The organism is Marmoricola sp. URHA0025 HA25, from assembly GCF_054059435.1.
Genome location: NZ_JBSSCD010000001.1, coordinates 1,976,616 through 1,997,276, shown reverse-complemented (window position 1 = coordinate 1,997,276; position 20,661 = coordinate 1,976,616). Strand labels below are relative to the sequence as shown.

At 70.6% G+C, this 20,661-nt stretch carries 20 protein-coding genes; 11 read left to right on the top strand and 9 right to left on the bottom strand.

Annotated elements, in window-relative coordinates; all coding sequences use genetic code 11:
• Positions 1-35 precede the first annotated feature (35 nt).
• The 3 genes from ACVW00_RS09755 (at position 36) to ACVW00_RS09745 (ending at position 5,467) form a co-directional block, all read left to right on the top strand.
• Positions 36-3,155, top strand: coding sequence for a hypothetical protein (locus ACVW00_RS09755; RefSeq protein WP_457110704.1), 3,120 nt, complete (start codon positions 36-38; stop codon positions 3,153-3,155).
• Positions 3,156-3,315: 160 nt separating this feature from the next.
• On the top strand, positions 3,316-4,938 hold the full coding sequence (locus ACVW00_RS09750; RefSeq protein WP_457110703.1) for a DHA2 family efflux MFS transporter permease subunit: 1,623 nt from the start codon (positions 3,316-3,318) through the stop codon (positions 4,936-4,938).
• Positions 4,939-5,023: 85 nt separating this feature from the next.
• Entirely contained in the window at positions 5,024-5,467 is a 444-nt protein-coding gene (locus tag ACVW00_RS09745; RefSeq protein ID WP_457110702.1) for a cyclic nucleotide-binding domain-containing protein, read from the top strand.
• A gap of 10 nt (positions 5,468-5,477) precedes the next feature.
• Here ACVW00_RS09745 and ACVW00_RS09740 read toward each other — a convergent pair whose 3' ends face one another.
• The 3 genes from ACVW00_RS09740 to ACVW00_RS09730 form a co-directional block, all read right to left on the bottom strand.
• Positions 5,478-6,035: a M23 family metallopeptidase gene (locus ACVW00_RS09740; RefSeq protein ID WP_457110701.1), complete on the bottom strand. Its 558-nt coding sequence runs from the start codon at positions 6,033-6,035 to the stop codon at positions 5,478-5,480.
• Between the two features lie 218 nt (positions 6,036-6,253).
• Positions 6,254-6,400 carry a DUF1059 domain-containing protein gene (locus ACVW00_RS09735; RefSeq protein WP_457110700.1) on the bottom strand — a complete coding sequence of 49 codons (147 nt, stop codon included), beginning with the start codon at positions 6,398-6,400 and terminating at the stop codon, positions 6,254-6,256.
• Between the two features lie 31 nt (positions 6,401-6,431).
• Complete coding sequence (locus ACVW00_RS09730; protein WP_457110699.1) at positions 6,432-7,160, bottom strand: GAF and ANTAR domain-containing protein; 729 nt, start codon at positions 7,158-7,160, stop codon at positions 6,432-6,434.
• A 137-nt stretch (positions 7,161-7,297) separates the two neighbouring features.
• Here ACVW00_RS09730 and ACVW00_RS09725 point away from each other — a divergent pair, with 137 nt between their 5' ends.
• Entirely contained in the window at positions 7,298-7,522 is a 225-nt protein-coding gene (locus ACVW00_RS09725; RefSeq protein ID WP_457110698.1) for a hypothetical protein, read from the top strand.
• A gap of 52 nt (positions 7,523-7,574) precedes the next feature.
• On the opposite strand, the gene ACVW00_RS09720 is transcribed toward ACVW00_RS09725, so the two are convergent.
• Positions 7,575-8,405, bottom strand: coding sequence for a sigma-70 family RNA polymerase sigma factor (locus ACVW00_RS09720; RefSeq protein ID WP_457110697.1), 831 nt, complete (start codon positions 8,403-8,405; stop codon positions 7,575-7,577).
• A 186-nt stretch (positions 8,406-8,591) separates the two neighbouring features.
• Here ACVW00_RS09720 and ACVW00_RS09715 point away from each other — a divergent pair, with 186 nt between their 5' ends.
• On the top strand, positions 8,592-9,146 hold the full coding sequence (locus tag ACVW00_RS09715; RefSeq protein ID WP_457110696.1) for a DUF6328 family protein: 555 nt from the start codon (positions 8,592-8,594) through the stop codon (positions 9,144-9,146).
• Positions 9,147-9,241: 95 nt separating this feature from the next.
• Positions 9,242-10,780, top strand: a complete 1,539-nt coding sequence (locus ACVW00_RS09710) for an FAD-dependent oxidoreductase (protein ID WP_457110695.1) — start codon at positions 9,242-9,244, stop codon at positions 10,778-10,780.
• Here ACVW00_RS09710 and ACVW00_RS09705 read toward each other — a convergent pair.
• The gene (locus tag ACVW00_RS09705) at positions 10,744-12,180 is read right to left on the bottom strand and encodes a GuaB1 family IMP dehydrogenase-related protein (protein ID WP_457110694.1); all 1,437 of its coding nucleotides are present in this window, start codon (positions 12,178-12,180) and stop codon (positions 10,744-10,746) included. The two genes, ACVW00_RS09710 and ACVW00_RS09705, sit on opposite strands and share 37 nt — an antisense overlap.
• 41 nt (positions 12,181-12,221) lie before the next feature.
• Between ACVW00_RS09705 and ACVW00_RS09700 the strand changes: the two genes are divergently transcribed.
• Entirely contained in the window at positions 12,222-13,295 is a 1,074-nt protein-coding gene (locus ACVW00_RS09700) for a galactokinase (protein ID WP_457110693.1), read from the top strand.
• Positions 13,296-13,310: 15 nt separating this feature from the next.
• Here the strand turns inward: ACVW00_RS09700 and ACVW00_RS09695 are convergent, their stop codons facing one another.
• Positions 13,311-14,525, bottom strand: a complete 1,215-nt coding sequence (locus ACVW00_RS09695; RefSeq protein WP_457110692.1) for an acyl-CoA dehydrogenase family protein — start codon at positions 14,523-14,525, stop codon at positions 13,311-13,313.
• 33 nt (positions 14,526-14,558) lie between these two features.
• Positions 14,559-15,923: an acyl-CoA dehydrogenase family protein gene (locus ACVW00_RS09690; RefSeq protein ID WP_457110691.1), complete on the bottom strand. Its 1,365-nt coding sequence runs from the start codon at positions 15,921-15,923 to the stop codon at positions 14,559-14,561.
• Between the two features lie 110 nt (positions 15,924-16,033).
• On the opposite strand from ACVW00_RS09690, the gene def reads away from it, so the two are divergent.
• Positions 16,034-16,612 (top strand): peptide deformylase, encoded by a 579-nt coding sequence (def, locus tag ACVW00_RS09685; protein ID WP_457110690.1) that lies wholly within the window; start codon positions 16,034-16,036, stop codon positions 16,610-16,612.
• A gap of 43 nt (positions 16,613-16,655) precedes the next feature.
• Here the strand turns inward: def and ACVW00_RS09680 are convergent, their stop codons facing one another.
• Together ACVW00_RS09680 and cobA are read right to left on the bottom strand one after the other, a co-directional pair.
• Entirely contained in the window at positions 16,656-17,477 is an 822-nt protein-coding gene (locus ACVW00_RS09680; protein ID WP_457110689.1) for a TrmH family RNA methyltransferase, read from the bottom strand.
• A 2-nt stretch (positions 17,478-17,479) separates the two neighbouring features.
• Positions 17,480-18,745, bottom strand: a complete 1,266-nt coding sequence (gene cobA, locus ACVW00_RS09675; RefSeq protein WP_457110688.1) for a uroporphyrinogen-III C-methyltransferase — start codon at positions 18,743-18,745, stop codon at positions 17,480-17,482.
• A gap of 70 nt (positions 18,746-18,815) precedes the next feature.
• Here cobA and ACVW00_RS09670 point away from each other — a divergent pair, with 70 nt between their 5' ends.
• Genes ACVW00_RS09670 through ACVW00_RS09660 form a run of 3 tightly spaced genes read left to right on the top strand, consistent with a single transcriptional unit; the run spans position 18,816 to position 20,651 of the window.
• Entirely contained in the window at positions 18,816-19,343 is a 528-nt protein-coding gene (locus ACVW00_RS09670; protein WP_457110687.1) for a YbhB/YbcL family Raf kinase inhibitor-like protein, read from the top strand.
• Positions 19,324-20,274 (top strand): alpha/beta hydrolase, encoded by a 951-nt coding sequence (locus ACVW00_RS09665; RefSeq protein WP_457110686.1) that lies wholly within the window; start codon positions 19,324-19,326, stop codon positions 20,272-20,274. Before ACVW00_RS09670 ends, ACVW00_RS09665 begins: the two co-directional genes overlap by 20 nt.
• Positions 20,275-20,291: 17 nt before the next feature.
• Positions 20,292-20,651, top strand: a complete 360-nt coding sequence (locus ACVW00_RS09660; RefSeq protein WP_457110685.1) for a hypothetical protein — start codon at positions 20,292-20,294, stop codon at positions 20,649-20,651.
• The last annotated feature ends 10 nt before the right edge of the window (positions 20,652-20,661 follow it).

Sequence of the window (20,661 nt, the reverse complement as noted above, 5' to 3'; positions counted from 1 at the left end):
GGAGGCTGCTGCACCGCAGCCAGGGGGTGAGTGTCATGCTCAGTAGGCATCTCGTGCGCGCAGCAGTGGCCGTCGCGGCAGCAGCTGCGATGGTCGCCGTCACGGCGCCGGCGCACGCGTCGACCATCGACGTCGGCGTCTCGGTGTCGGTCAGCGTGCCGACCAGCACACCGAACCCGGACGACGGCCTCGACGGCGCGTTCCGCGGATCGCCGGCAGCCTTGCTGCAGGGCATTCTCTGCCCGGTGGTGACAGCGGTCAGCGGCGCCACGTCGGGTGTTCCCGGTGTCGGGCCGATCCTCGACCAGCTGCCGGGCATCGTCTGCGCGATCAGCGTGGCGGGCTACGTGTACCGCACGACGTACCTGCCACCGAGCGGTCCTCCCGTGGTCAGGTACACCCGCGCACTCCTCGGGATCCCGACACCCATCGACGTCGACGGAGCGGGCCTTCCCGACTACCTCGGCACCGTCGGCCTCGCGCTCCCGGGTCTGAGCCTGCAGGTGTCTCGCTTCGCGTGGTTCCCCGCGTCGGCTCGCGTGAGCATCGAAGCAGTCGCCATCGTCCCCGGCGCTGCGAACACCTACGTCGGCTTCGGCGAGGACGGCACCGCAGCCGGCACCGCGAACAACTGGAACGCCACCCTGACTGTTGCCGGCCTCTCCTCGACGACCGCCGACCTCAACCTGAACATCGGCACGAACCAGGCGCCGTCGTCACTCGGGGTACTGGGCGAGCTGTTCTCCGGCACCGACCCGGACGCACCGGACCACGTCTACCGCGGCAACGCCGGCTTCACCCCGGTGCCGGCCTCGTTCAACACCCGTCTGGTGGCCTCGCAGGACCGGCAGGAGGTCATCGTCTCCAGCACGCCCACCACGTTGAACGCCAAGGTCGACGTCCTCTCCCCCGGCCGCGCCCAGAAGATCAACGCAGTTGCCGACCAGCTGCCTTCGTCGATCGACGTCGTGCACGCGACTGCCGGGACCACCGACACGACGACCTACGACGCAAACGCTCCGATCGCCAAGGTCACGGGCTCCTACCGGGACACGGTCAACGGCAACCTCGTGACCGCGGCGGCACTCGACGCGTGGGGCGTCCCGCAGCACATCAAGTTCGAGCAGGCCTCGGAGAAGACCACGGTGGGTGCGACGAGCGGCAAGATCGACCGGATCCAGGCGCGGTTCGCGCGGGGCTCCGACGTCGGTCCGCTCGATCCGGGCACGGCCCCGTTCGCGCGGTTCCACCGCACGACGGCCTCGAACTTCACCGCGGGGCTCCAGGTCTCCAACCTGAAGTCCGTCTCGATCAACCAGTCCGCGCCGTACGGCGGTGAGCTGGTCTTCGCGAACGCGCCGGGGCTGTTCCCGTTCACCGCGGACGACGACACCAGCTCGCTGCACCTGGAAGGCTCCCTCTCGAACCTCCCGCTGGACACCACCGTGGGCGTCGACCTGGCCAACGGCGTGGTGTCGTTCGACGGCCATGGCACCGGGATCGACAAGATCGCGGTCAAGGCGACCCGTCCGGCGCCGTTCTTCACGCGGGTCACCCGGCTCGATGCGACGCTGGAGAACCTGCCTGCGTCCGAGGTCATCAACGTCGCTCAGGCCGCTGGCACCATGTCGGCGACCGCCAGCAACCCGCTGGGTGCGATCACATTGCTCGCCAGCGACGGCTCCGCCGCCCCGGCGATCTCCGGCTCCGGCGCGTCGTACGACGACACTCCGGGTCTGTACCGCGCCTTCCTGCGGCTCAGCGGACTCAAGTCCGTGAGCTTCCAGGGCGACCCGGTGATCGGTGACGTCCAGACCTCGCAGTCGCAGTTCTTCACCGTGAAGGGCAACACCAGCGGGATCGCGTTCGACGGCACGATCTCCAACCTGCCCGCACACATGACCTTCGCCATGAAGCCCGGTGCAGCCGGTGCGAAGGTCGTCGACTTCGACAGCCACGGCGAGTCGATCACCAAGATCACGGCGAACGGCACCGGCCTCCCGGCGCCGGCAGGCATGCCGAACTTCGAGGCAGTCGTCGAGAACCTGCCGAGCCACCTGACCGTCACCCTCCCGGCGGCCAACGGCAACGTCGTCTTCGACGCGCACGGCAGCCACGTCGGACGGGTGTACGCGCAGGCTTGGGGTGGCTCGAAGGCGAGCATCCCCGCCGGCGAGCAGAAGCTGGAGTACGTCGACGGGCAGCACGTGGCCGCGAACCTCCTGCAGATCGGCAGCGCCGAGGTGAGCACCTCTGCCTCTCCCTTCCGGATCAAGTACGACATCGCGGCGCAGCCCCTGGACTTCCTGGTCAAGGTGCCCGACGTCGACCTCACCGGATCGGTGGTGAACCCGCAGCCGGCAACGGTGAGGTTCCAGCCGTTCGACAAGGACACCGACGGGGAGGGTGGCGTGAAGATCAACTACAACGTCGACCCGGCCAACCACACCGGCGACGGGTCGATCGACCACATCTCGGTCGTCGCCACCATCGGGTCGGCCTTCATCCACGCCAACGTCGCGAACATCCCCGCCAACCTCGACATCTGCCTGCAGACCGACGACGGCACGCTCTGCAAGCCGTCGTGGACCCCAGGAGTGCAGGGGTACACCGTGGTGCCGCCGAGCTTCGCGGCGCACTTCTTCCCGACCGACCTCACCGGACACGTCCCGGCGACGCCGGTGGTGGTCAACGGCCGGATCTGCCCGGACATCCCGACAGAGGGTGCCTGCAACGGCGCCGGTCAGCGCGACAAACACGTGGTCATCGACGACCTCAAGTTCAAGACGCTCGAGGCAGCGTTCGGGTCGCACGACGAGGGCTGTGACATCGCCTGCGGAACGGTCTGGGCCGAGGCGAGCACGTTCGGGCCGGGGTCGCCGAGCGAGGGCGACCACGTCAACGGCCGGGTGCAGTACTACGACGGCGGCGACAACGGTGACACCTCCCTCGTCGACCTCGACCTGAAGCCCGACGCGAGCTTCATCGCCCTGAACAGACTGTTCTTCTTCCTGCACTACGACGCGTTCTCGACCGACCCGCTCGACTGGGCCAGCAGCGGAACGCTGGCCTGTGGCGACGACCCGAACCTGACGATCGGGCTGAACAACCTGCCCGACCCCGACATCCTCAACGGCACGTTCGGCGTCTGCTGACGCTGTCGAGCAGACGAGAAGGGGCCCCGTCCGCGCGGGGTCCCTTCTCGTCACCGGAGGGTGCCTCCGGAGGGTTACGCTGCGAGGAAAGTACGCCGGTCGCCCGGGCCGGCGGTCCTCCTGGCCTTCTTCTTCGGACCTTCTTCTTCGGGGAGCATCCATGACGTCCTCCACGCCCACCGCCGGCGGGCCGGCTCCGGCAGCCGACCATCCCGACCACATCGACGCGGCGGTGCTCCGGGTCGCCGGTGTCGTGGTGCTCGGCGCGATCATGTCGATCCTCGACATCACGGTGGTCAACGTCGCGCTGCCGACGTTCCAGAGCGAGTTCGGCAGCCACGGGCACGAGATCGCCTACTCGCACGTCGCCTGGTCGGTCACGGCGTACACGCTCGCGCTCGCGACCGTCATCCCGCTGACCGGCTGGGCAGCCGACCGGTTCGGCACCAAGCGGCTCTACATGTCGGCGATCTTCCTGTTCACCGCCGGCTCCGCACTGTGCGCGACCGCGTGGGACATCAACGTCCTGATCGGCTTTCGCGTCCTGCAGGGCCTCGGCGGCGGCATGCTGATGCCGCTCGGCATGACGATCATGACGCGCGCCGCGGGCCCGCACCGGATGGGTCGCCTGATGGCGATCCTAGGCGTCCCGATGCTGCTCGGTCCGATCATGGGCCCGATCCTCGGCGGCTGGCTCATCCAGATAGCCAGCTGGCACTGGATCTTCCTGATCAACCTGCCGCTCGGCATGATCGCGCTCGTCTACGCCTCGCGCGTGCTCGCCAAGGACTCCCCCGAACCGTCGGAGTCCTTCGACTTCCTCGGCATGGCGCTGATGTCGCCCGGCCTGGCGCTCTTCCTGTTCGGGGTGTCCTCCCTGCCGCAGGAGGGCGGTGACTTCTCGGCGCCTCGGGTGTGGGTCTCGATGCTGGCTGGAGTCCTGCTGATGGCCGCGTTCGTGTGGCACTCCTTCCGTCCCGCGCACCCGCTGCTCGACCTGCGGCTGTTCCGCAACCGCAACCTGACCGTCGCGATCATCACCATGTTCATGTTCGCCGCTGCCTTCTTCGGCGGCCTGCTGCTGGTGCCGACGTACTTCCAGGAGATCCGCGGCGAGTCGACGTTGCACGCGGGCCTCCTGGTCGCACCACAGGGCCTCGGCGCGATGGTGACGATGCCGATCGCGGGTCGGCTCGTGGACAAGATGCCCATCGGCCGGATCACCCCCTTCGGGATCGGGTTGATCGTCATCGGCATGTTCGGGCTGACCCAGGTCAGCGAGTCCACGCCGTACGGCGTGATCATCCCGATGTTGTTCGTGATGGGCCTGGGCATGGGCGCCACGATGATGCCGCTGTTCACGTCGGCCCTGAAGACCCTGACCGCACACGAGGTGGCGCGTGGTTCGACGCTGCTGAACATCACCCAGCAGGTCTCCAGCTCGGTCGGCGTGGCCCTGATGTCGGTGATCCTGACCAACCAGCTCAACGACTCCCCCGTCATCCCCGGCACCGAGAAGGTCCCGCAGCTGCACGGCGGGCTCACCGAGACAGGCGCCGCGATCCAGTCCAACCTGCGGCCCGGACAGATCGCCCCGTTGCACCTGGACCCGGGAGCACTGGCGCGCGGACTGACCGATGCCGCGTCCTCGTTCGCGCACACCTACTGGGTCGCGTGGTCGCTGGTCCTGCTCACCCTGGTGCCGGCGCTCTTCCTGCCGCGGCGCCGCGAAGTGACGCACCTGGTCGACGACGAAGGACAGCCGCCGGTCGTCGTGTCCTGAACCGCGCCGGTTGGACCCGATTTGTGCCCGCAGAACCGTCGCTGGGACCAGAGACAGCGCGTCGGTGCGCGGATACCGTCGTCGCATGAGACTTCATCGCGACGCGAAGGTGGACCTGATCCGGACGATTCCGCTCTTCGCTGCGTGCACTCCCGCCGAGCTGCACCGGGTGTCCGCGATCGCCGACGAGCTCGACTTCGCCGAGGGTCGCCCGCTCACCAAGGAGAGCACGCTCGGGCAGGAGTTCGTGGTCCTGGTCGAAGGCACCGCAGAGGTGCGCCAGAACGACGAGGTGGTCAACCGGATCGGCCCGGGCGAGTTCGTCGGGGAGATCGCCTTGATGACGGGTCAGCGAAGGACCGCGACGGTGGTCACCACCTCGCCGGTCCACGCGCTCGTCATCGAGGGACACGCGTTCCAGCAGCTGCTCGGCGAAGCACCCGACATCAAGGCCAAGGTCGAGCAGGCTGCGTGGGAGCACCTGCAGCACGACTCCACGCCGGTCGACAGCGCGCCTGCCGACTCCTGACCCGCTCACGTCAGGGCTGCAGTCCCTGCGTCCGCAACCACCGCAACGGATCGACGGGGTCGCCGCCACCGGGGTGCACCTCGAGGTGGAGGTGCGGGCCGGTGACGTTGCCGGTCGACCCGATCGCACCGATGACCTGACCGACCCGCACGCGCTCCCCGACGCGCACGAAGACGCTGCTCTGGTGGCAGAACCACAGCTCGGTGCCGTCGGCGAGCCTGAGCACGGTCTTGTTGCCGAACGGGCCGTCGTACCCCGTCGACACGACCCGCCCCGCCGCGACGCTGCGGATGGCTGTGCCGGACGGTGCGGCGAAGTCGAGCCCGGTGTGCACCGAGGACCACAGGCTGCTCCGATCGCCGAACCGGCCGGTGAGCCGGTAGCCGACGACCGGCAGGACCAGCCGCGGGGGCAGGGGCTGCAGGACGGTCCCCGCGACTACCCGGTACGCCGGGAGCGGCTGCTTCACGGCCTGGGCCGAGGAGCCGGGGAAGGCGATCGCAGAGGCGGCGAGCAGCCCGGTGACCGTCGCGCGGGTGAGCGCGGGTCGTCGTAGGACGGCGAGCATGGGACGTGCCTTTCGAGGGCCTGGAGCGGCACCCGGTCGGACACGGCCGGACCATCGGAGCCGGTGCTTGCAGGTGCAAGCACGCGCACCAGTGGGCCACGAACGCCGCGGAGGGCTCAAATCGCGGGGTGACCCCCGTCACCGCGGATCGCCGGTCCCCCGCTCGGCGCGAGAGGGACGTCACAGGGCCGGTGCGACCCCGGTCACTCGGGCAGGACTCAGCTGGCCATGAACAGGATCTCGTCGCGCTCGTACATCCGGCCGGGGTGCTCGGCCTCGAGGTGCGCCTGGACGAGGCGGACGAGCTCGTCCTCGTCGGGCGCGGTTATGTACTCGCCGCACGGGCAGTTCAGCCGGGTCTTCATGGCCCCAGCCTAGGGCAGCGGTCCTGGTCGGTCAGGCTTCGCGCGACTCCGCCTGAGACGACGGGACGGCGGCGACCGCGGCCGGAAGCTGGCGCGTCTCCACCAGCCGGTCGGCGACGACGCGCAGCTTCATGTTGTTGTCCTGCGAGTAGCGCAGCAGCACCGCAAACGCCTGGTCGGCGGTGAGGTCGAAGCGCTCCATCAGGATCCCCTGCGCCTGACCGATCCGCTTGCGCGCGTCCACGGCCAGCCAGAGGTTCTCGATCTTCCGGGCGTTGCCCAGCGCAACGGCGGCGTGCCGGGCAAGGACGTGGGCGACGGCCTGGTCGTCGACGTCGAACGCATCGGCGTGCTGCGAGTAGGCGTTCAGCGTGCCGATCGTCTCGTCGTCGGTGTACATGCGCACGCTGATCAGGCTGCGGATGCCCGCGTCGTACACGCGCGCGGCCCAGTTCGGCCACCGACTCTCCGTCTGGGTGTCGCCGACGATGACACCCAGCCGGTCGGCGATCACCGAGACGTCCGGGCCCTCTCCGAGCTCCATCTGCATCGCATCGAGCTTCGCGACGATCGGATCGGTCGCTGCGGCCGTCTCGATGTGGTGCTTTCCGTGCACGAAGATGACCCCGGCGTAGTCGCAGCCGATCGCCTTCAGGGTGAACTCGAGCACCTTCTCGACCGTCTCCTCGACGGTCTCGTCGTGCAGCGCGAGTGCGAGCTCCGCGAACTCCTCCGCGTAACGGTCCCGCTCCGTGCCCACCACCGGTCTCCTCACTGCAGCCCGACTTGGATTCGGCCCCGCCGACAGGCGGGAGCCCCGCCAGGGAACGCCGAAGCTCTCGCGGACATTCTAGGCCCGCTGCGGATGAGTTGGGGCACCTCGGGTATCGCGATCACATGGTCGAAGCCCAGCGAGATCCCCGGGCGATCCAGGGCGATGCCGAGGACGTCACCCGCGTGCTCAGCGTGCTGCACCATGCCGGCCCCCTTCCCCTGCGTGAGCTGGCCGACGAGCCTGAGCTCGCCGAGTGGACCCACGAGCGCATCGAGCACGCCGTCGTCTCGGCGTGGTCGCGCGCCCTCATCTTCGTCGACACCCGCGACCTGCTCGTCGCCCTCTGACGGCAGTGCGGGCGACCGCCGGCGCGCCGCACGGGCGCGCCGACGGCCCAGCTCAGCTCGCTTGGGCGATCTCGGGCACCTCGCCCACCTCGCCGCGGAGCGTCTCGAAGATCCGGGAGAGGATCCTGGACACCTGCATCTGGGTGACGCCGATCTCCTCGCCGACCTCACGCTGGGTGAGTCCGTCGACGAACCGCAGCTTCAGCACGGTGCGGTCGCGGTCCTCCAGCCTGGCCAGGAGCGGCCGCAGCAGGACCCGGGCCTCGCAGCTGGCGAAGTCAGGGTCCTCCGAACCGAGCACCGAACCCAGCGTCCGAGCGCCGGCCTCCCCGTCGGACTCGCCCCCGACCGGCCGGTCGAGCGAGGCCGGCGTGTAGCACCCGTCGGCCGACAGCGCCTCGATCACGGTCTCCTCGTCGAGGTCGAGCGACTCGGCCAGCTCGCTGACGCGCGGCTCGCGTCCGAGCTGCTGGAGCAGGTCGGAGCGGCACTGGTTGATGGACTGCTGCGCCTCCTGGATGCGGCGGGGCGGGCGCACCGTCCAGCCACTGTCCCGGAACTGCTTGCGCAGGGCTCCGAGGATGCTCGGGACGGCGTACGACAAGAAGTCGTGGCCGTACTCCGGGCGGAAGGACTCCACGACGCGCACCAGCGCGAGTCGTGCCTCCTGGACCAGGTCCTCGAGGGCCAGCCCACGCGCCGAGTAGCGCTGGGCCAACGAGTCCGCGACCGGGAGGTTCAGCGTGACCAGCTCGTCGAGCAGCCGGCTCCGTTCCTCGGGGTCCTTGGTCGACGAACGCTCCTCGAAGAGCTCCTTGGTGCGCGCGGAGCGGGTGCGGTCGTCGATCTCGTGGCGGGATGGGGAAAGGGTGGAAGTGTTCATCGAGAGCATCGTGATGCTCCTGTCGAACCAGGGGTCAGAGCGGCCGGGCTGTGTGACCAGTGACCCATCTCTACTGTTGTACTCCCTGAGGCGGTCCGGAATCAACCGCGACACCTGTCTCGCGGCGTGGACACCGAACGCATGCTCGGGTAAGCAGTCGGGTAGGCAGGCGGCAAGGAGGGCGTGGTGGACCGGGGAGACACGGGCGAGGACGACCACGGCTGGCGCGCGGCGGAGGATCCCCTCCTCCGTGCCGAGATCGACCAGGTGCTCGATCGCAACTGGACCGAGCTCCTCCAGGAGCTGCGGGTTGCCCAGACGGGCACCCAGATCCTCACCGGGTTCCTCCTGACGCTGCCGTTCACGAGCACCTTCCCCAAGCTCGGGGACGACCAGAAGACCCTCTACCTCGTGGTCCTGCTCGGCTCCGTCGTGGCGACGGGCCTCAACGTCGCGCCCGTGGCCTACCACCGCATCCTGTTCCGGCGCCGCAAGCGAAGGTGGCTGGTGTCCGCCGCCAACATCGTCGCGCGCGCCGCCCTGGTCATGCTGGCTCTCGACAGTGCAGGTGTCGTGCTGCTCGTGTTCGACGTGGTGGTCGGCCGCCTCGCTGCGGTGATCGCGGCGGCCTCGGTGCTGTTGTTCCTGCTGCTCCTGTGGGGAGCGGTGGCGTTCGCCGAGCGGGCCTTCGGCAAGGACGCGGGTCACCCGCAACGGGAGCGCCAGCCCCGCGACCGGTAGCGCATGGCGTCCAGACCGGTCGGGTACGACCGGGGTCCCGCCGTCCCCCGCAGACGAGGAGCATCCGCCGTGGCCGCACGTCTGGAAGTCGTCCGATGAGCACGGGTTCGACGACACCGCTCTGGGAGGACGCCCCGCGTCCCGCGTTCCCGGACCCGTTGCCGCCCTCGGGCTCGGTCCAGGCCGTGGTCGTCGGCGGCGGTCTCACCGGCCTGACGACGGCCCTCCTGCTCACCCGCGCCGGGATGGAGGTCGCCGTCCTCGAGGCGCGCAGCCTCGGTAGCGGAACGACCGGGTCGAGCACCGCGAAGGTCTCCGTCGTCCAGGGCACGAAGCTGTCGAGGATCTCCCAGCGGCACCCGTTGCGCGTCGTCCAGGCCTACGTCGACGCCAACCGGGAGGGCCAGGAGTGGCTCAGGGAGTTCTGCGCCGAGCACGACGTGCCCTTCGCGGTCCGGCCGTCCGGCACCTACGCCGCGACCGCGCAGGAGGTGGGCGCGGTGCGGGACGAGTACGCCGCGCTCGAGGCCGTGGGTCTGCCGGTCCGCTGGAGCGACGCGCTCGACGTCCCGTTCGAGATGCACGGCGCAGCGATGCTGGACGACCAGCTCCAGCTCGACCCGACCGACGTCGTGCACGCGCTCGCCGAGCAGGTGCGAGCACACGGCGGGACGATCCACGAGGGCCACCGCGTCCGGACCACCGACCACGGCGACCGGATCACGGTGCGGCTCGCCGGTGGCAGCACCTTGCAGACCGACCACCTGGTGATCGCGACCGGTGCCGCCACGCTGAGCGCCTGGCTGTGGGCCGCGAAGACGAGCGCGTCGCGGTCGTACCTCGTCGCTCTCGAGGGTGCGGCCCAGGTGCCCGCGATGCTGGTCTCGGCCGGCTCGCCGACACGCTCGGTCCGGACGGGTGCACCCCGGACGGGACCCGAGGTCCTGCTGGTCGGCGGCTCGGGACACGAGGTGGGGCGCGCACGCTCGGAGGCAGAGCACCTCGACGACCTGCGTCGGTGGGCGCAGCGGCACTTCCCGGGTGCCGTGGAGACGCACGCGTGGTCGGCCCAGGACTACAGCACTCCCGACGAGCTCCCGATCTACGGGCCGGTCCCCGGGACCGACAACCGCATCCTGGTCGCCAGCGGCTACGACAAGTGGGGCATGACGAACGCGGTGGCTGCCGCGCGCGCGATGTCCGCCGAGATCCTCGGCCGGCCCGCGAGCTGGTCCGAGCGCCTGCGCGAGCGCCCGTTCTCGGCGCGGTCGGTCGCGAGCCTGGCGCGACAGGGACTGTTCGCCGGCGTCGTGCAGGCCAAGGGGCTGGCCTCGGCAGAGCTGCACTCGCTGCCGCCCGACCTCCCCGAGGGCGAGGGCACCGTGGGGCGCTCCGGGCTACGGCCGACGGGCCTGAGCCACGTCGGCGGGTCGTCGTGCGCCGTGTCGGCGCTGTGCACGCACATGGGCGGCGTCCTGAACTGGAACGACCAGGAGCAGAGCTGGGACTGCCCGTTGCACGGCTCGCGGTTCGACGCCGACGGAGAGGTGATCGAGGGACCCGCCACCAAGCCGCTCGCCAAGGTCGCCCGGGGCTCTCACCAGCCCGCAGGCAGCGGCCGACCCTCCGCGTAGCCGGCCGCCGACTGGACGCCGACGACCGCCCGGTCGGCGAGCTCACGCAGGTCGTGGGCGCCGGCGTACGTGCAGGCCGATCGCACACCTGAGCAGATCTCGTCCACGAGGTCCTCGACTCCCGGTCGGGCCGGGTCGAGGAACATCCGCGACGACGAGATGCCTTCCTCGTAGAGCCCCTTGCGGGCACGCTCGAAGTGGTCGTCGCTCGCGGTGCGACCCGCGACAGCGCGGGCCGACGCCATCCCGAAGCTCTCCTTGTACGCGCGGCCGTCCGCGCTCCGCTGCAGGTCACCGGGCGACTCGTGGGTGCCCGCGAACCACGACCCGATCATCACCTGCGACGCGCCTGCCGCAAGGGCCAGGGCGACGTCCCGCGGATGGCGGACGCCTCCGTCGGCCCACACGTGCCTGCCGTGCTCCGCGGCCGCCTCCGCACACTCGAGCACGGCGCTGAACTGCGGGCGGCCGACGCCGGTCATCATCCGGGTGGTGCACATCGCGCCCGGGCCGACACCGACCTTGACGATGTCGGCGCCTGCCTCGATCAGGTCGTGCACCCCCTCGGCCGCAACGACGTTGCCTGCGACCACGGGGATGTCGGGGTCGATGCCGCGGACCGCGCGCAGGGCCTCGATCATCCGCTCCTGGTGGCCGTGCGCAGTGTCCACGACGAGGGTGTCGACGCCGCTCTTCACCAGCTGTGCCGTCTTCGCGGCCACGTCGCCGTTGACCCCGATCGCGGCTGCGACGCGCAGCGACCCGTCCGCGTCCAGCGCGGGTGCGTAGATCGTGGAGCGCAGTGCACCGGTGCGGGTGAGCAGGCCGACGAGGTCACCGTCGGTGTCGACGACGGGGGCCAAGCGGTGCCTGGACGCCGCGAGCACGTCGAAGGCGGCGCGTGCGTCGACGTCGTCGCTCAGCGTGACCATCTCCGTGGTCATCACCTGGCCCACCTGCGTGAACCGGTCGACTCCGAGACAGTCGGCCTCGGTGATGATGCCCACGGGCTTGCCGTCGTCGACGACCACGGCTGCCAGGTGCGCCCGCTTGGGCAGGAGCGCGAGCGCGTCGCTCACCGTCTCGTGGGGACTGAGCGTGATCGGCGTCTCGAACACCGGGTGCCTGCTCTTCACCCAGGCGACGACCTCGGCCACGATGTCGAGCGGGATGTCCTGCGGGAGCACCGCCAGGCCGCCCCGGCGCGCCATCGTCTCGGCCATGCGCCGTCCGGACACCGCGGTCATGTTCGCGACGACAAGCGGGATCGTCGTACCGGTGCCGTCGAGGGTGGAGAGGTCCACGTCGTACCGGGACGCGACGCCGGACCTTCGCGGGACCATGAAGACGTCGTCGTAGGTCAGGTCGTGGCCGGAGGTGGCGTCATTGAGGAATCGCACCGGCCGAATCTACTCCGGTCGCTGCGTGCATGATTCTTCCCGTGGACCACGTCACCGCCAGCGCACCGGGCCGGGTGAACCTCATCGGGGAGCACCTCGACTACAACGGGGGCCGCTGCCTGCCGATCGCGATCCCCCAGCGCACCACTGCCACGGTCGGCCCGGCTGACGAGGGCGTCACCGTGCGCAGCGGCGACCTCGCCTGGACGGGCGCGGTCGGTGAGAGGCCGGCCGGCTGGGCGGCGTACGTCGTCGGAGTGCTCGACGTCCTCGGCGTCCGCGCGTCCCTCCAGATCGACATCTCCTCCGACGTGCCTGTCGGCGCCGGGCTCTCGAGCTCGGCCGCGCTCGAGTGCAGTGTCGCCGTCGGCGTCGATGCGCTGCTCGGGCTGGGGCTCACCCGCGACGACATCACCGCGGCCTGCATCCGCGCCGAGACCGAGTACGTCGGCGCTCCCACGGGGGGCCTCGACCAGACTGCGTCGATGCATGCCGAGGCGGGCCAGGCGGTGCTGCTGGACTTCGCGGACGGATCGCGTGCGCTGGTCGGCTTCGATCCCGCGTCGGCCGGGCTCAGCCTGCTGGTCGTGGACACCCGGGTCGCCCACGAGCACGTCGACGGCGGCTACACCGCCCGTCGCGCAGACTGCGAGCAGGCGGCCCGGACACTAGGCGTGCGCTTCCTCACCGACGTGCGGGACCCGGTGTCGGCCCTCACCACGCTGACCGACGAACGGCTGCGGCGTCGGGCTGCGCACGTGTTCTCCGAGCAGCAGCGGGTCGGCGAGTTCGTGCGCGCGCTCGACCTCGGCGACTGGGCCGAGGCGGGGGCCCTGATGACGTCCTCCCACGAGTCGCTGCGCGACGACTTCGAGGTTTCCTGCGCGGAGCTCGACACGGTCGTGGACGTGTCTCTGGGAGCCGGCGCGATCGGCGCGCGGATGACCGGTGGCGGCTTCGGCGGCTCGGCGATCGTGCTGCTCGACACCGCCCTCGTCGACCCTGCCCGCGAGGCGATCGACCGCGCGTTCTCCGCTCGCGGCTGGGGCGCGCCGGCGCACCTCGAGGCGCCGCCGTCGGACGGCGCCCGGGTGGACGCGCCTCCCGCTCAGTAGCTCCGCGCGCCTCGGCTACTTGAGCTCGGCACTGCTCAGACCCAGGATCCGGCGGGCCACGATGAGCTGCTGGATCTGCTGGGTGCCCTCGAAGATGTCGAGGATCTTCGAGTCGCGGCCCCACTTCTCGAGGAGCTCGGCCTCGGAGTACCCGAGGGTGCCGCACAGCTCGACGCAGCGCAGCGTGACGTCCGTGCCCATCCGGCCGGCCTTGGCCTTCGCCATCGAGGCCTCCATCGAGTTCGGCTTGCGGTTGTCCGCCATCCAGGCCGACTGGAGCGTGAGCAGGTACGCCGCCTCCCAGTCCGCCTCGAGCTGGAGGAAGGTCGCGACTGCCGCCGGCTGCGAGAACGCGGGCCGGTCGTAGTCGATGGTGACCCCGGCCTTGAGGAGGATGTCCCGGGTCAGGTCCAGCGACGCGCGCGCACAGCCGACGGCCATCGCGGCCACGAGCGGACGGGTGTTGTCGAACGTCGCCATCGCACCCGCGAAGCCCTGCTTGGTGTCGATCTCCGGGGAGCCGAGCAGGTTCGCAGCAGGCACCCGGCAGTCGGTGAAGGTGATCACCGCGGTGTCCGACGCCCGGATGCCGAGCTTGTGCTCGAGGCGCTCGACGTTCATCCCGGGCGTCCCCTTCTGCACGACGAACGACTTGATCGCCGCGCGACCCATGGACTTGTCGAGCGTGGCCCAGACGACCACGCTGTCGGCGCGCTCACCGGAGGTGACGAAGATCTTCTCGCCGTTGAGGACGTACTCGTCGCCGTCCTTGCGTGCGGTCGTCGACAGGTTCGCCGAGTCCGAGCCGATCCCCGGCTCCGTGATCGCCATCGCCGCCCAGGTGCCCTCGAAGCGCTTCAGCTGCTCGTCGTTGGCGACGGAGGCGATCGCGGAGTTGCCGAGTCCCTGGCGGGGCATCGAGAGCAGCAGCCCGACGTCGCCCCAGCACATCTCCATGATCGAGAGCACCGAGGCCAGGTTGGCGCCATTCTTGTTGCCGGCTTCGTCGTCGGTCGCCTCGTCGCGGCGTACGCCGGTCGCTCCGGCACCGCCCGACGCGCCCGACTCGGCGAGCCCGTCGATCATCGCGGCGAGCATGTCGAGCTCCTTGGGGTACTCGTGCTCCGCGACGTCGTACTTGCGCGAGATCGGCCGCAGCATGTTCATCGCGACCTGGTGGGCCTGCTCGACGAGCGGGCGGACCTTCTTGGGGGTTTCGAGATTGATCATCGTCGTCTCCTTGGTGGTCGAGTGAGCCGAGGCTCAGACGAGCACCGCTCCTTCCATGAGGCCGATGGCACGCAGGTCGCGGTACCACCGCTCGACCGGGTGCTCCTTGACGTAGCCGTGGCCACCGAGCAGCTGGACGCCGTCCAGACCGATCTGCATGCCCTTCTCCGCGCACAGCCGCCGCGCCAGCGCGATCTCGCGGGAGGCGTCCTTGCCCTGGGCGACGCGGCCTGCCGCCTTGTAGGTCAGCAGGCGCATCCCCTGCAGCTCGATCGCGATGTTCGCCACCATGAAGGCCACCGACTGGCGGTGGGCCACCGGCTCACCGAACGCGTGTCGTTCCTTCACGTACGGCGTGACGTAGTCGAGCACGGCCTGAGCGGTGCCGAGCGCCAGGGCGCACCACGCGAGCCGGGAGTTCTGCACGACCTCCCGGTAGGTCGCCGCGTCACCGAGCACCGCGACCGGCTCGACCTCGACGTCATGCAGGACCAGGCGGGAGAGCCCGGCCGCGCGGACGCCCATCGACGGGTCGGCCTCGATGGTGATGCCGGGTGTCCTCGACTCGACGAGGAAGAGCTGGGGTGCACCGTCGAGCTCTGCGCCGACGACGAACAGCTCCGACTCGGCACCGCGCACGACGGCCGACTTCACGCCGTTGAGGACGAACGCGTCACCCTTGCGGGTCGCGGTGGTCGCGGGCGCGAGCGGGTCGAACAGTGCTGTCGGCTCGGCCAGTGCGAGCGCAGCCGCCGGGACCTCGTCGCCGGTGAACGCCGGCAGGTAGGTCGACTGCTGCTCGTCGGTGCCGTACAGCGAGAGCGCGGTCGCGACGGCACCCGGGGCGAGCGCAGCCACAGCGAGCCCGAGGTCACCGTGGGCGAGCGCCTCGTGCACCAGCACTCCTCCGACGGCGGAGCGCTCGGTCGCGATGCCGCCGAGGTCCTCGGCCACCCCGAGGATCGGCAGGCCGATCTCGAGGGTGGCCTTGAGCAGGTCGACGGGCGCCTGGCAGGTCTCGTTCGCCTCGGGGGCGGCCGGGCGGACCACCTCGGCGGCGAACTCCGTGACGACGTCGACGAGCATCTGCTCGTCCTCGGTCGGGGTGAGGTCGAAGAGGCCCTTCGCCTTCGCCGACGGCACGCGCTTGCCCGCCGTCGCCTTGCCGGCGCGTGCGAACGCACGTCCGGCGGCTCCTGCGGTGCGGAAGCCCGCGCTGGTCACCCGGTACACGGTCTGCTCGCTGGTCCGGCGGATGCCGAGCCGGTCGATCAGCTCGCTCCGGGCCAGCCGGTTCAGGGCCGCGACCGCGAGCCCGATCGGGTCACGCGTCTCGGTGTCCGCGAGTCCGTGCCGGCCGCCTGGGGACAACATGCTCTTGACGGGATAGAAGGCCATGCGACAACTGTAACTCCGAGTTACACCAACCGCTACGGCAGGCGACGTGGTGCCCGTCACGCGGTGGCCGGCCACGAGCCAGCTGCACGGCGTCAGGCATGATGCGGGCCATGTCCGACGCCGTTGACGCCGCTCTTCCCCAGGGCGGCACCGCTCGCCCGATGACCCGCTGGGGCGACCCCGTGATGCATCGGCCGGCTCGAGCGGTCACCGGGTTCGACGACGAGCTGCGGGCCCTGGCCGCCGACATGGTGGCGACGATGTACGCGGCCGACGGCGTCGGGCTGGCCGCCTGCCAGATCGGCGTCGACCTCGGCGTGTTCGTCTTCGACTGCATGGACGACGACGGCGTCCCCCACCGCGGCGTCGTCTGCAACCCCGTGCTCGAGGTGCCCGAGGGCAAGGACCGCCTGCTCGACGACAGCGAGGAGGGCTGCCTGTCCTACCCCGGCGCCTTCGTCCCGTGCGCACGCCCCGACTACGCCCGGGTGTCCGGGCAGGACCTGGCCGGCGAGCCGGTCGAGTACGCCGGCACGGGACTGCTCGCCCGCTGCCTGCAGCACGAGACCGACCACACGCGCGGCGTGGTCTTCGGCGACCGGCTCTCCACCAGGATGCGCAAGAAGCTGCGCAAGCAGATGGAGGCGGAGTCCGAGCACTACCCGGAGGGTTGGCCGGCCGGCGACTGAGGTCTCGACAGGCTCAACCACCGGTGGTGATCCTGTCGACAGCTCACCTGCGCGCAGCCACGTAGCAGGCGACCGCGGTGGCCGCAGCCACGTTGAGCGAGTCGATCCCGGCGGCCATCGGGATGATCGCCAGCCGGTCGGAGGACTCCTGCCAGCGCGGCGACAGCCCGTGTCCCTCCGAGCCGAGCACGAGGGCGAGGCGGTCGATGCCGGCCACCGCCTCCTCGATCGGGAGCGCTCCCTCGGCCAGGGTGAGCGCGACGGTGGTGAATCCGGCCGCCGAGACGGTCTGCAGCGCGTCGTACCAGTCGGGAAGGCGGGTCCAGGGAGTCGCGAACACCGCGCCCATCCCGACCTTGATGGAGCGGCGGTACAGCGGGTCTGCGCAGCGGGGGGCGACGAGCACTGCGTCGAAGCCGAGGGCCGTGCCCGAGCGGAAGATCGCACCGACGTTGGTGTGGTCGACGATGTCCTCGAGGACGAGGACGGAGCGCGCTCCCGCGAGCACCTCGTCGACCGAGGGCAACGGGTTGCGGTGCAGCGACGCGAGTGCGCCGCGGTGGACGTGGAACCCGGTCACCTCCTCGGCGAGGGCCTCCGACACGACGTACACCGGAGCGTCCGATCGCGACAGGACGTCGGCGAGGCCGTCGAGCCAGCGCGGCGCCATCAGGAAGGAGCGCGGCTGGTGGCCGGCCTCGACGGCCCTTCGGACGACCTTCTCGCCCTCGGCGAGGAAGAGACCGTGCTCCGCCTCGAAGTGCTGGCGCAGCTGCACGTCGCGCAGGTCCCGGTAGTCGGCCAGCCTGGGGTCCTCGGCCGAGTCGATCTCGACGAGGTGTGGCCCGGCGCCCGGTGTCGACAAGCTCAGCCGCCGGCCGGGTCCGTGAACGCGTCGGGATGTGCCACCCGGACGACCTCGCCGACGACGATCACTGCCGGAGCCGTCACGGCGTGGCGGGTCAGGTCCGCGGCCAGTGAACCCAGGGTGCTCAGCACGGTCCTCTCGGTCGGCATCGTGCCGTCGCAGACGACAGCGACCGGGGTCTGCTCGTCCCGGCCCCGCGCGAGCAGGCCCTTGGCGATCGCCGGCGCGTTCTCGACCGCCATCATCAGCACCAGGGTGCCGCGCAGGCGGGCCACGCCGTCCCAGTCCACCAGCGACTCGGCATGGTCCGGCGGCAGGTGGCCCGAGACCACCGTGAACTCGTGGGTGACGCCGCGGTGCGTCACCGGGATGCCCGCGATCGCAGGCACTGCGAGCGGGCTGCTGAGCCCCGGGATGACCGTCACGGGCACGCCGGCCTCGCGACAGGCGATGACCTCCTCGTAGCCCCGGCCGAACACGAAGCTGTCGCCGCCCTTGAAGCGCGCCACCCGCTTTCCGGCGAGCGCGCGGTCGACGATGAGCCGGTTGATCTCGTCCTGCTGGGCCGACCGACCGCGGGGCAGCTTCGCGACGTCGATGAGCTCGACGTCAGCGCTGAGCTCGCCGAGCAGCTCGCGCGGCGCCAGCCGGTCGGCGACGACCACGTCCGCCTCCATGAGCGCCTTGCGGCCGGCCACGGTGATCAGGGCCGGGTCACCGGGTCCTCCCCCGATCAGTACCACGCCGGCCGGCCGGGGAGAGGAGCCCGTCTCGAGCCTTCCGGTTTGCAGTCCGTCGATGATCTCGTCGCGAAGTGCGGCGGTCCTGCGCGGGTCCCGGTTCTCGCGCTGGTCGCCGAGGACCGCGACGGTGACCTCACCGTGACGGCCGACGGCGGGCGTCCAGGCGCTGCCCTCCGACGCGTCGTCGGAGCGCACGCAGAACGTGTGCCGACTCTCCGCCGACCTTCCGACGGCGGCATTCACGTCGGCGTCGTCGGTCGCGGCCATCACGTACCAGGCGCCCTCGAGATCGGTGTCCTCGAACCGGCGCCGCAGCCAGGTGATCTCTCCGGAGTCCGCCAGGCCCTCGAGCGCCGGGGTGACCTGCGGCGACACGACGTACACCTGGGCGCCGGAGGCGATGAGGCCCGGCACTCGGCGCTGCGCGACGTGACCGCCACCGACGACGACCACCTTGCGGCCGTCGAGCCGCAGGCCGGACGGGTAGGTGGGCCTGGATCGATCGGCGGGGGCGTCGCTCACCCCGCCATTCTGCGCGGCAGGTGTGTCAGGGGCATGACGGAGGTTCACCCACCGGACTAGGTTGACGGCTATGAGTATCGAACGCCCCGTCTCCCCCGATCCCTATCCCCTGCTTCCCGAGGTGGCGTCGTTCACGGTCACCAGCACGGACATCACCCACGAGCAGCCGCTCAAGGACGACCACGTCGCCGCGCTCGGCAACACCTCCCCGCAGCTGTCCTGGAGCGGTGCCCCGGAGGGCACGAAGAGCTACACCGTGACCTGCTTCGACCCGGACGCGCCGACGCCCTCCGGGTTCTGGCACTGGGTGCTCGTCGACCTTCCCGCTGAGGTGACGTCGCTCGACACCGGAGCCGGTGCGGAGGGAGCTGACCTCCCGGGCAACGCCTTCATGTGCCGCAACGACGGCGGATCGAAGGCGTTCATGGGAGCCGCTCCCCCGCCCAACGACCAGGTCCACCGCTACTTCTTCGTCGTGCACGCGGTGAAGGAGGAGTCCCTGGGTGTCGACTCGGACGCGTCGCCGGCGGTGGTCAGCTTCAACCTCGCGTTCAAGACCCTGGGTCGCGCGATCCTCCATGGCACCTACCAGCACTGAGGACGTCCTCGGGCCGCCGTACGTCGCGACGACGCTGCCGCTCCGACCCGATGACGAGGGCGAGGTCGTCGCGACCCTGGTCCACCGGCCGGCAACCGACCCGACCGGCAACGCCGTGCTCCACGTGCACGGCTTCGCCGACTACTTCTTCCAGACCGGGGCGGCCGACTTCTGGTGCGAGCGGGGCTACGACTTCTACGCGCTCGACCTGCGCAAGTACGGTCGGTCACTGCTTCCCCACCAGACGCCGAACTTCGTCACCGATCTCGCCGACTACTACGAGGAGCTCGACCGGGCGTTCGCGCTGGTGAGCGGCGACCACGACCGCATCGTGCTCTCGGCGCACTCCACGGGCGGCCTGACCGTGCCGCTGTGGGCGTCGGACCGACGTCTCGAGGTCGCCGGGATGGTGCTCAACGCACCGTGGCTCGACATGCACGGCGACGTGGTCACCCGCAACGTCGCGATGCCGGTGCTGCACCGCATCGGCGCCTACCGCGCCCGGCTGGAGATCCCCCGCAAGGTCAGCGGGATCTATGCGCGGAGCCTTCACGTCGAGCACGAGGGCGAGTGGCCCTTCGACCTCGCGTGGAAGCCGCTGCAGTCGTGGCCGGTGTACGCCGGGTGGATCCGGGCGATCCGGATGGGTCAGGCCAGGGTCGCGGCCGGGATCGACGTCCCCGCGCCGGTGCTGGTGCTGACCTCGACGCGCTCGGGCAGCCCACGGTCGATCGAGGACCCGGACGCCTTCAGCACCGACATCGTGCTCGACGTCGAGCAGATCCGCCGCCGCGCGCCGATGCTCGGGCGGCACGTCACGCTCGCGCAGGTCGAGGGCGCGATGCACGACGTGACATTGTCACGCCCGGAGGTGCGCAAGGTCGTCTTCGACGAGATCGCCAGGTTCCTCACGGCGTACGTCGACGGGTAGCCGCTAACCTCTCGCCCATGAATCCCGTCAACGGACTTGCCCTCGGCCGCATCGCCATCGGTGTCACCGCGCTCGTGTCCCCCGACCTCGCCGCGAAGCTGTTCCGGCTCGACGCCGCCCGCAACCCGCAGCTGCCCTACATGTCGCGCATGTTCGGCTCCCGGGAGGTCGCGCTCGGCGCGATCACGCTCGTGTCGAAGGGCAAGGCGCGCCGCAAGCTGGTCGCGCTCGGGATGGCCGTCGACGGCGCAGACGCCTTCGCCGGGTACGACGCGATGAGGGCCGGCCTGGTCCCCCAGCGCGTCGGGATCTTCCTCACCGCGCCCGCGCTCGGCGCGGTGCTCGCCGGAGCGGTCGGGATCGTCACCGAGCGCTAGGCCGGCTCGC

Coding starts and splice junctions, on each gene's coding strand:
- ACVW00_RS09755 (WP_457110704.1), top strand. CDS start 36: ATGCTCAGTAGGCATCTCGTGCGCGCAGCAGTGGCCGTCGCGGCAGCA.
- ACVW00_RS09750 (WP_457110703.1), top strand. CDS start 3,316: ATGACGTCCTCCACGCCCACCGCCGGCGGGCCGGCTCCGGCAGCCGAC.
- ACVW00_RS09745 (WP_457110702.1), top strand. CDS start 5,024: ATGAGACTTCATCGCGACGCGAAGGTGGACCTGATCCGGACGATTCCG.
- ACVW00_RS09740 (WP_457110701.1), bottom strand. CDS start 6,035: ATGCTCGCCGTCCTACGACGACCCGCGCTCACCCGCGCGACGGTCACC.
- ACVW00_RS09735 (WP_457110700.1), bottom strand. CDS start 6,400: ATGAAGACCCGGCTGAACTGCCCGTGCGGCGAGTACATAACCGCGCCC.
- ACVW00_RS09725 (WP_457110698.1), top strand. CDS start 7,298: ATGGTCGAAGCCCAGCGAGATCCCCGGGCGATCCAGGGCGATGCCGAG.
- ACVW00_RS09720 (WP_457110697.1), bottom strand. CDS start 8,405: ATGAACACTTCCACCCTTTCCCCATCCCGCCACGAGATCGACGACCGC.
- ACVW00_RS09710 (WP_457110695.1), top strand. CDS start 9,242: ATGAGCACGGGTTCGACGACACCGCTCTGGGAGGACGCCCCGCGTCCC.
- ACVW00_RS09695 (WP_457110692.1), bottom strand. CDS start 14,525: ATGATCAATCTCGAAACCCCCAAGAAGGTCCGCCCGCTCGTCGAGCAG.
- ACVW00_RS09690 (WP_457110691.1), bottom strand. CDS start 15,923: ATGGCCTTCTATCCCGTCAAGAGCATGTTGTCCCCAGGCGGCCGGCAC.
- def (WP_457110690.1), top strand. CDS start 16,034: ATGTCCGACGCCGTTGACGCCGCTCTTCCCCAGGGCGGCACCGCTCGC.
- ACVW00_RS09670 (WP_457110687.1), top strand. CDS start 18,816: ATGAGTATCGAACGCCCCGTCTCCCCCGATCCCTATCCCCTGCTTCCC.
- ACVW00_RS09665 (WP_457110686.1), top strand. CDS start 19,324: ATGGCACCTACCAGCACTGAGGACGTCCTCGGGCCGCCGTACGTCGCG.
- ACVW00_RS09660 (WP_457110685.1), top strand. CDS start 20,292: ATGAATCCCGTCAACGGACTTGCCCTCGGCCGCATCGCCATCGGTGTC.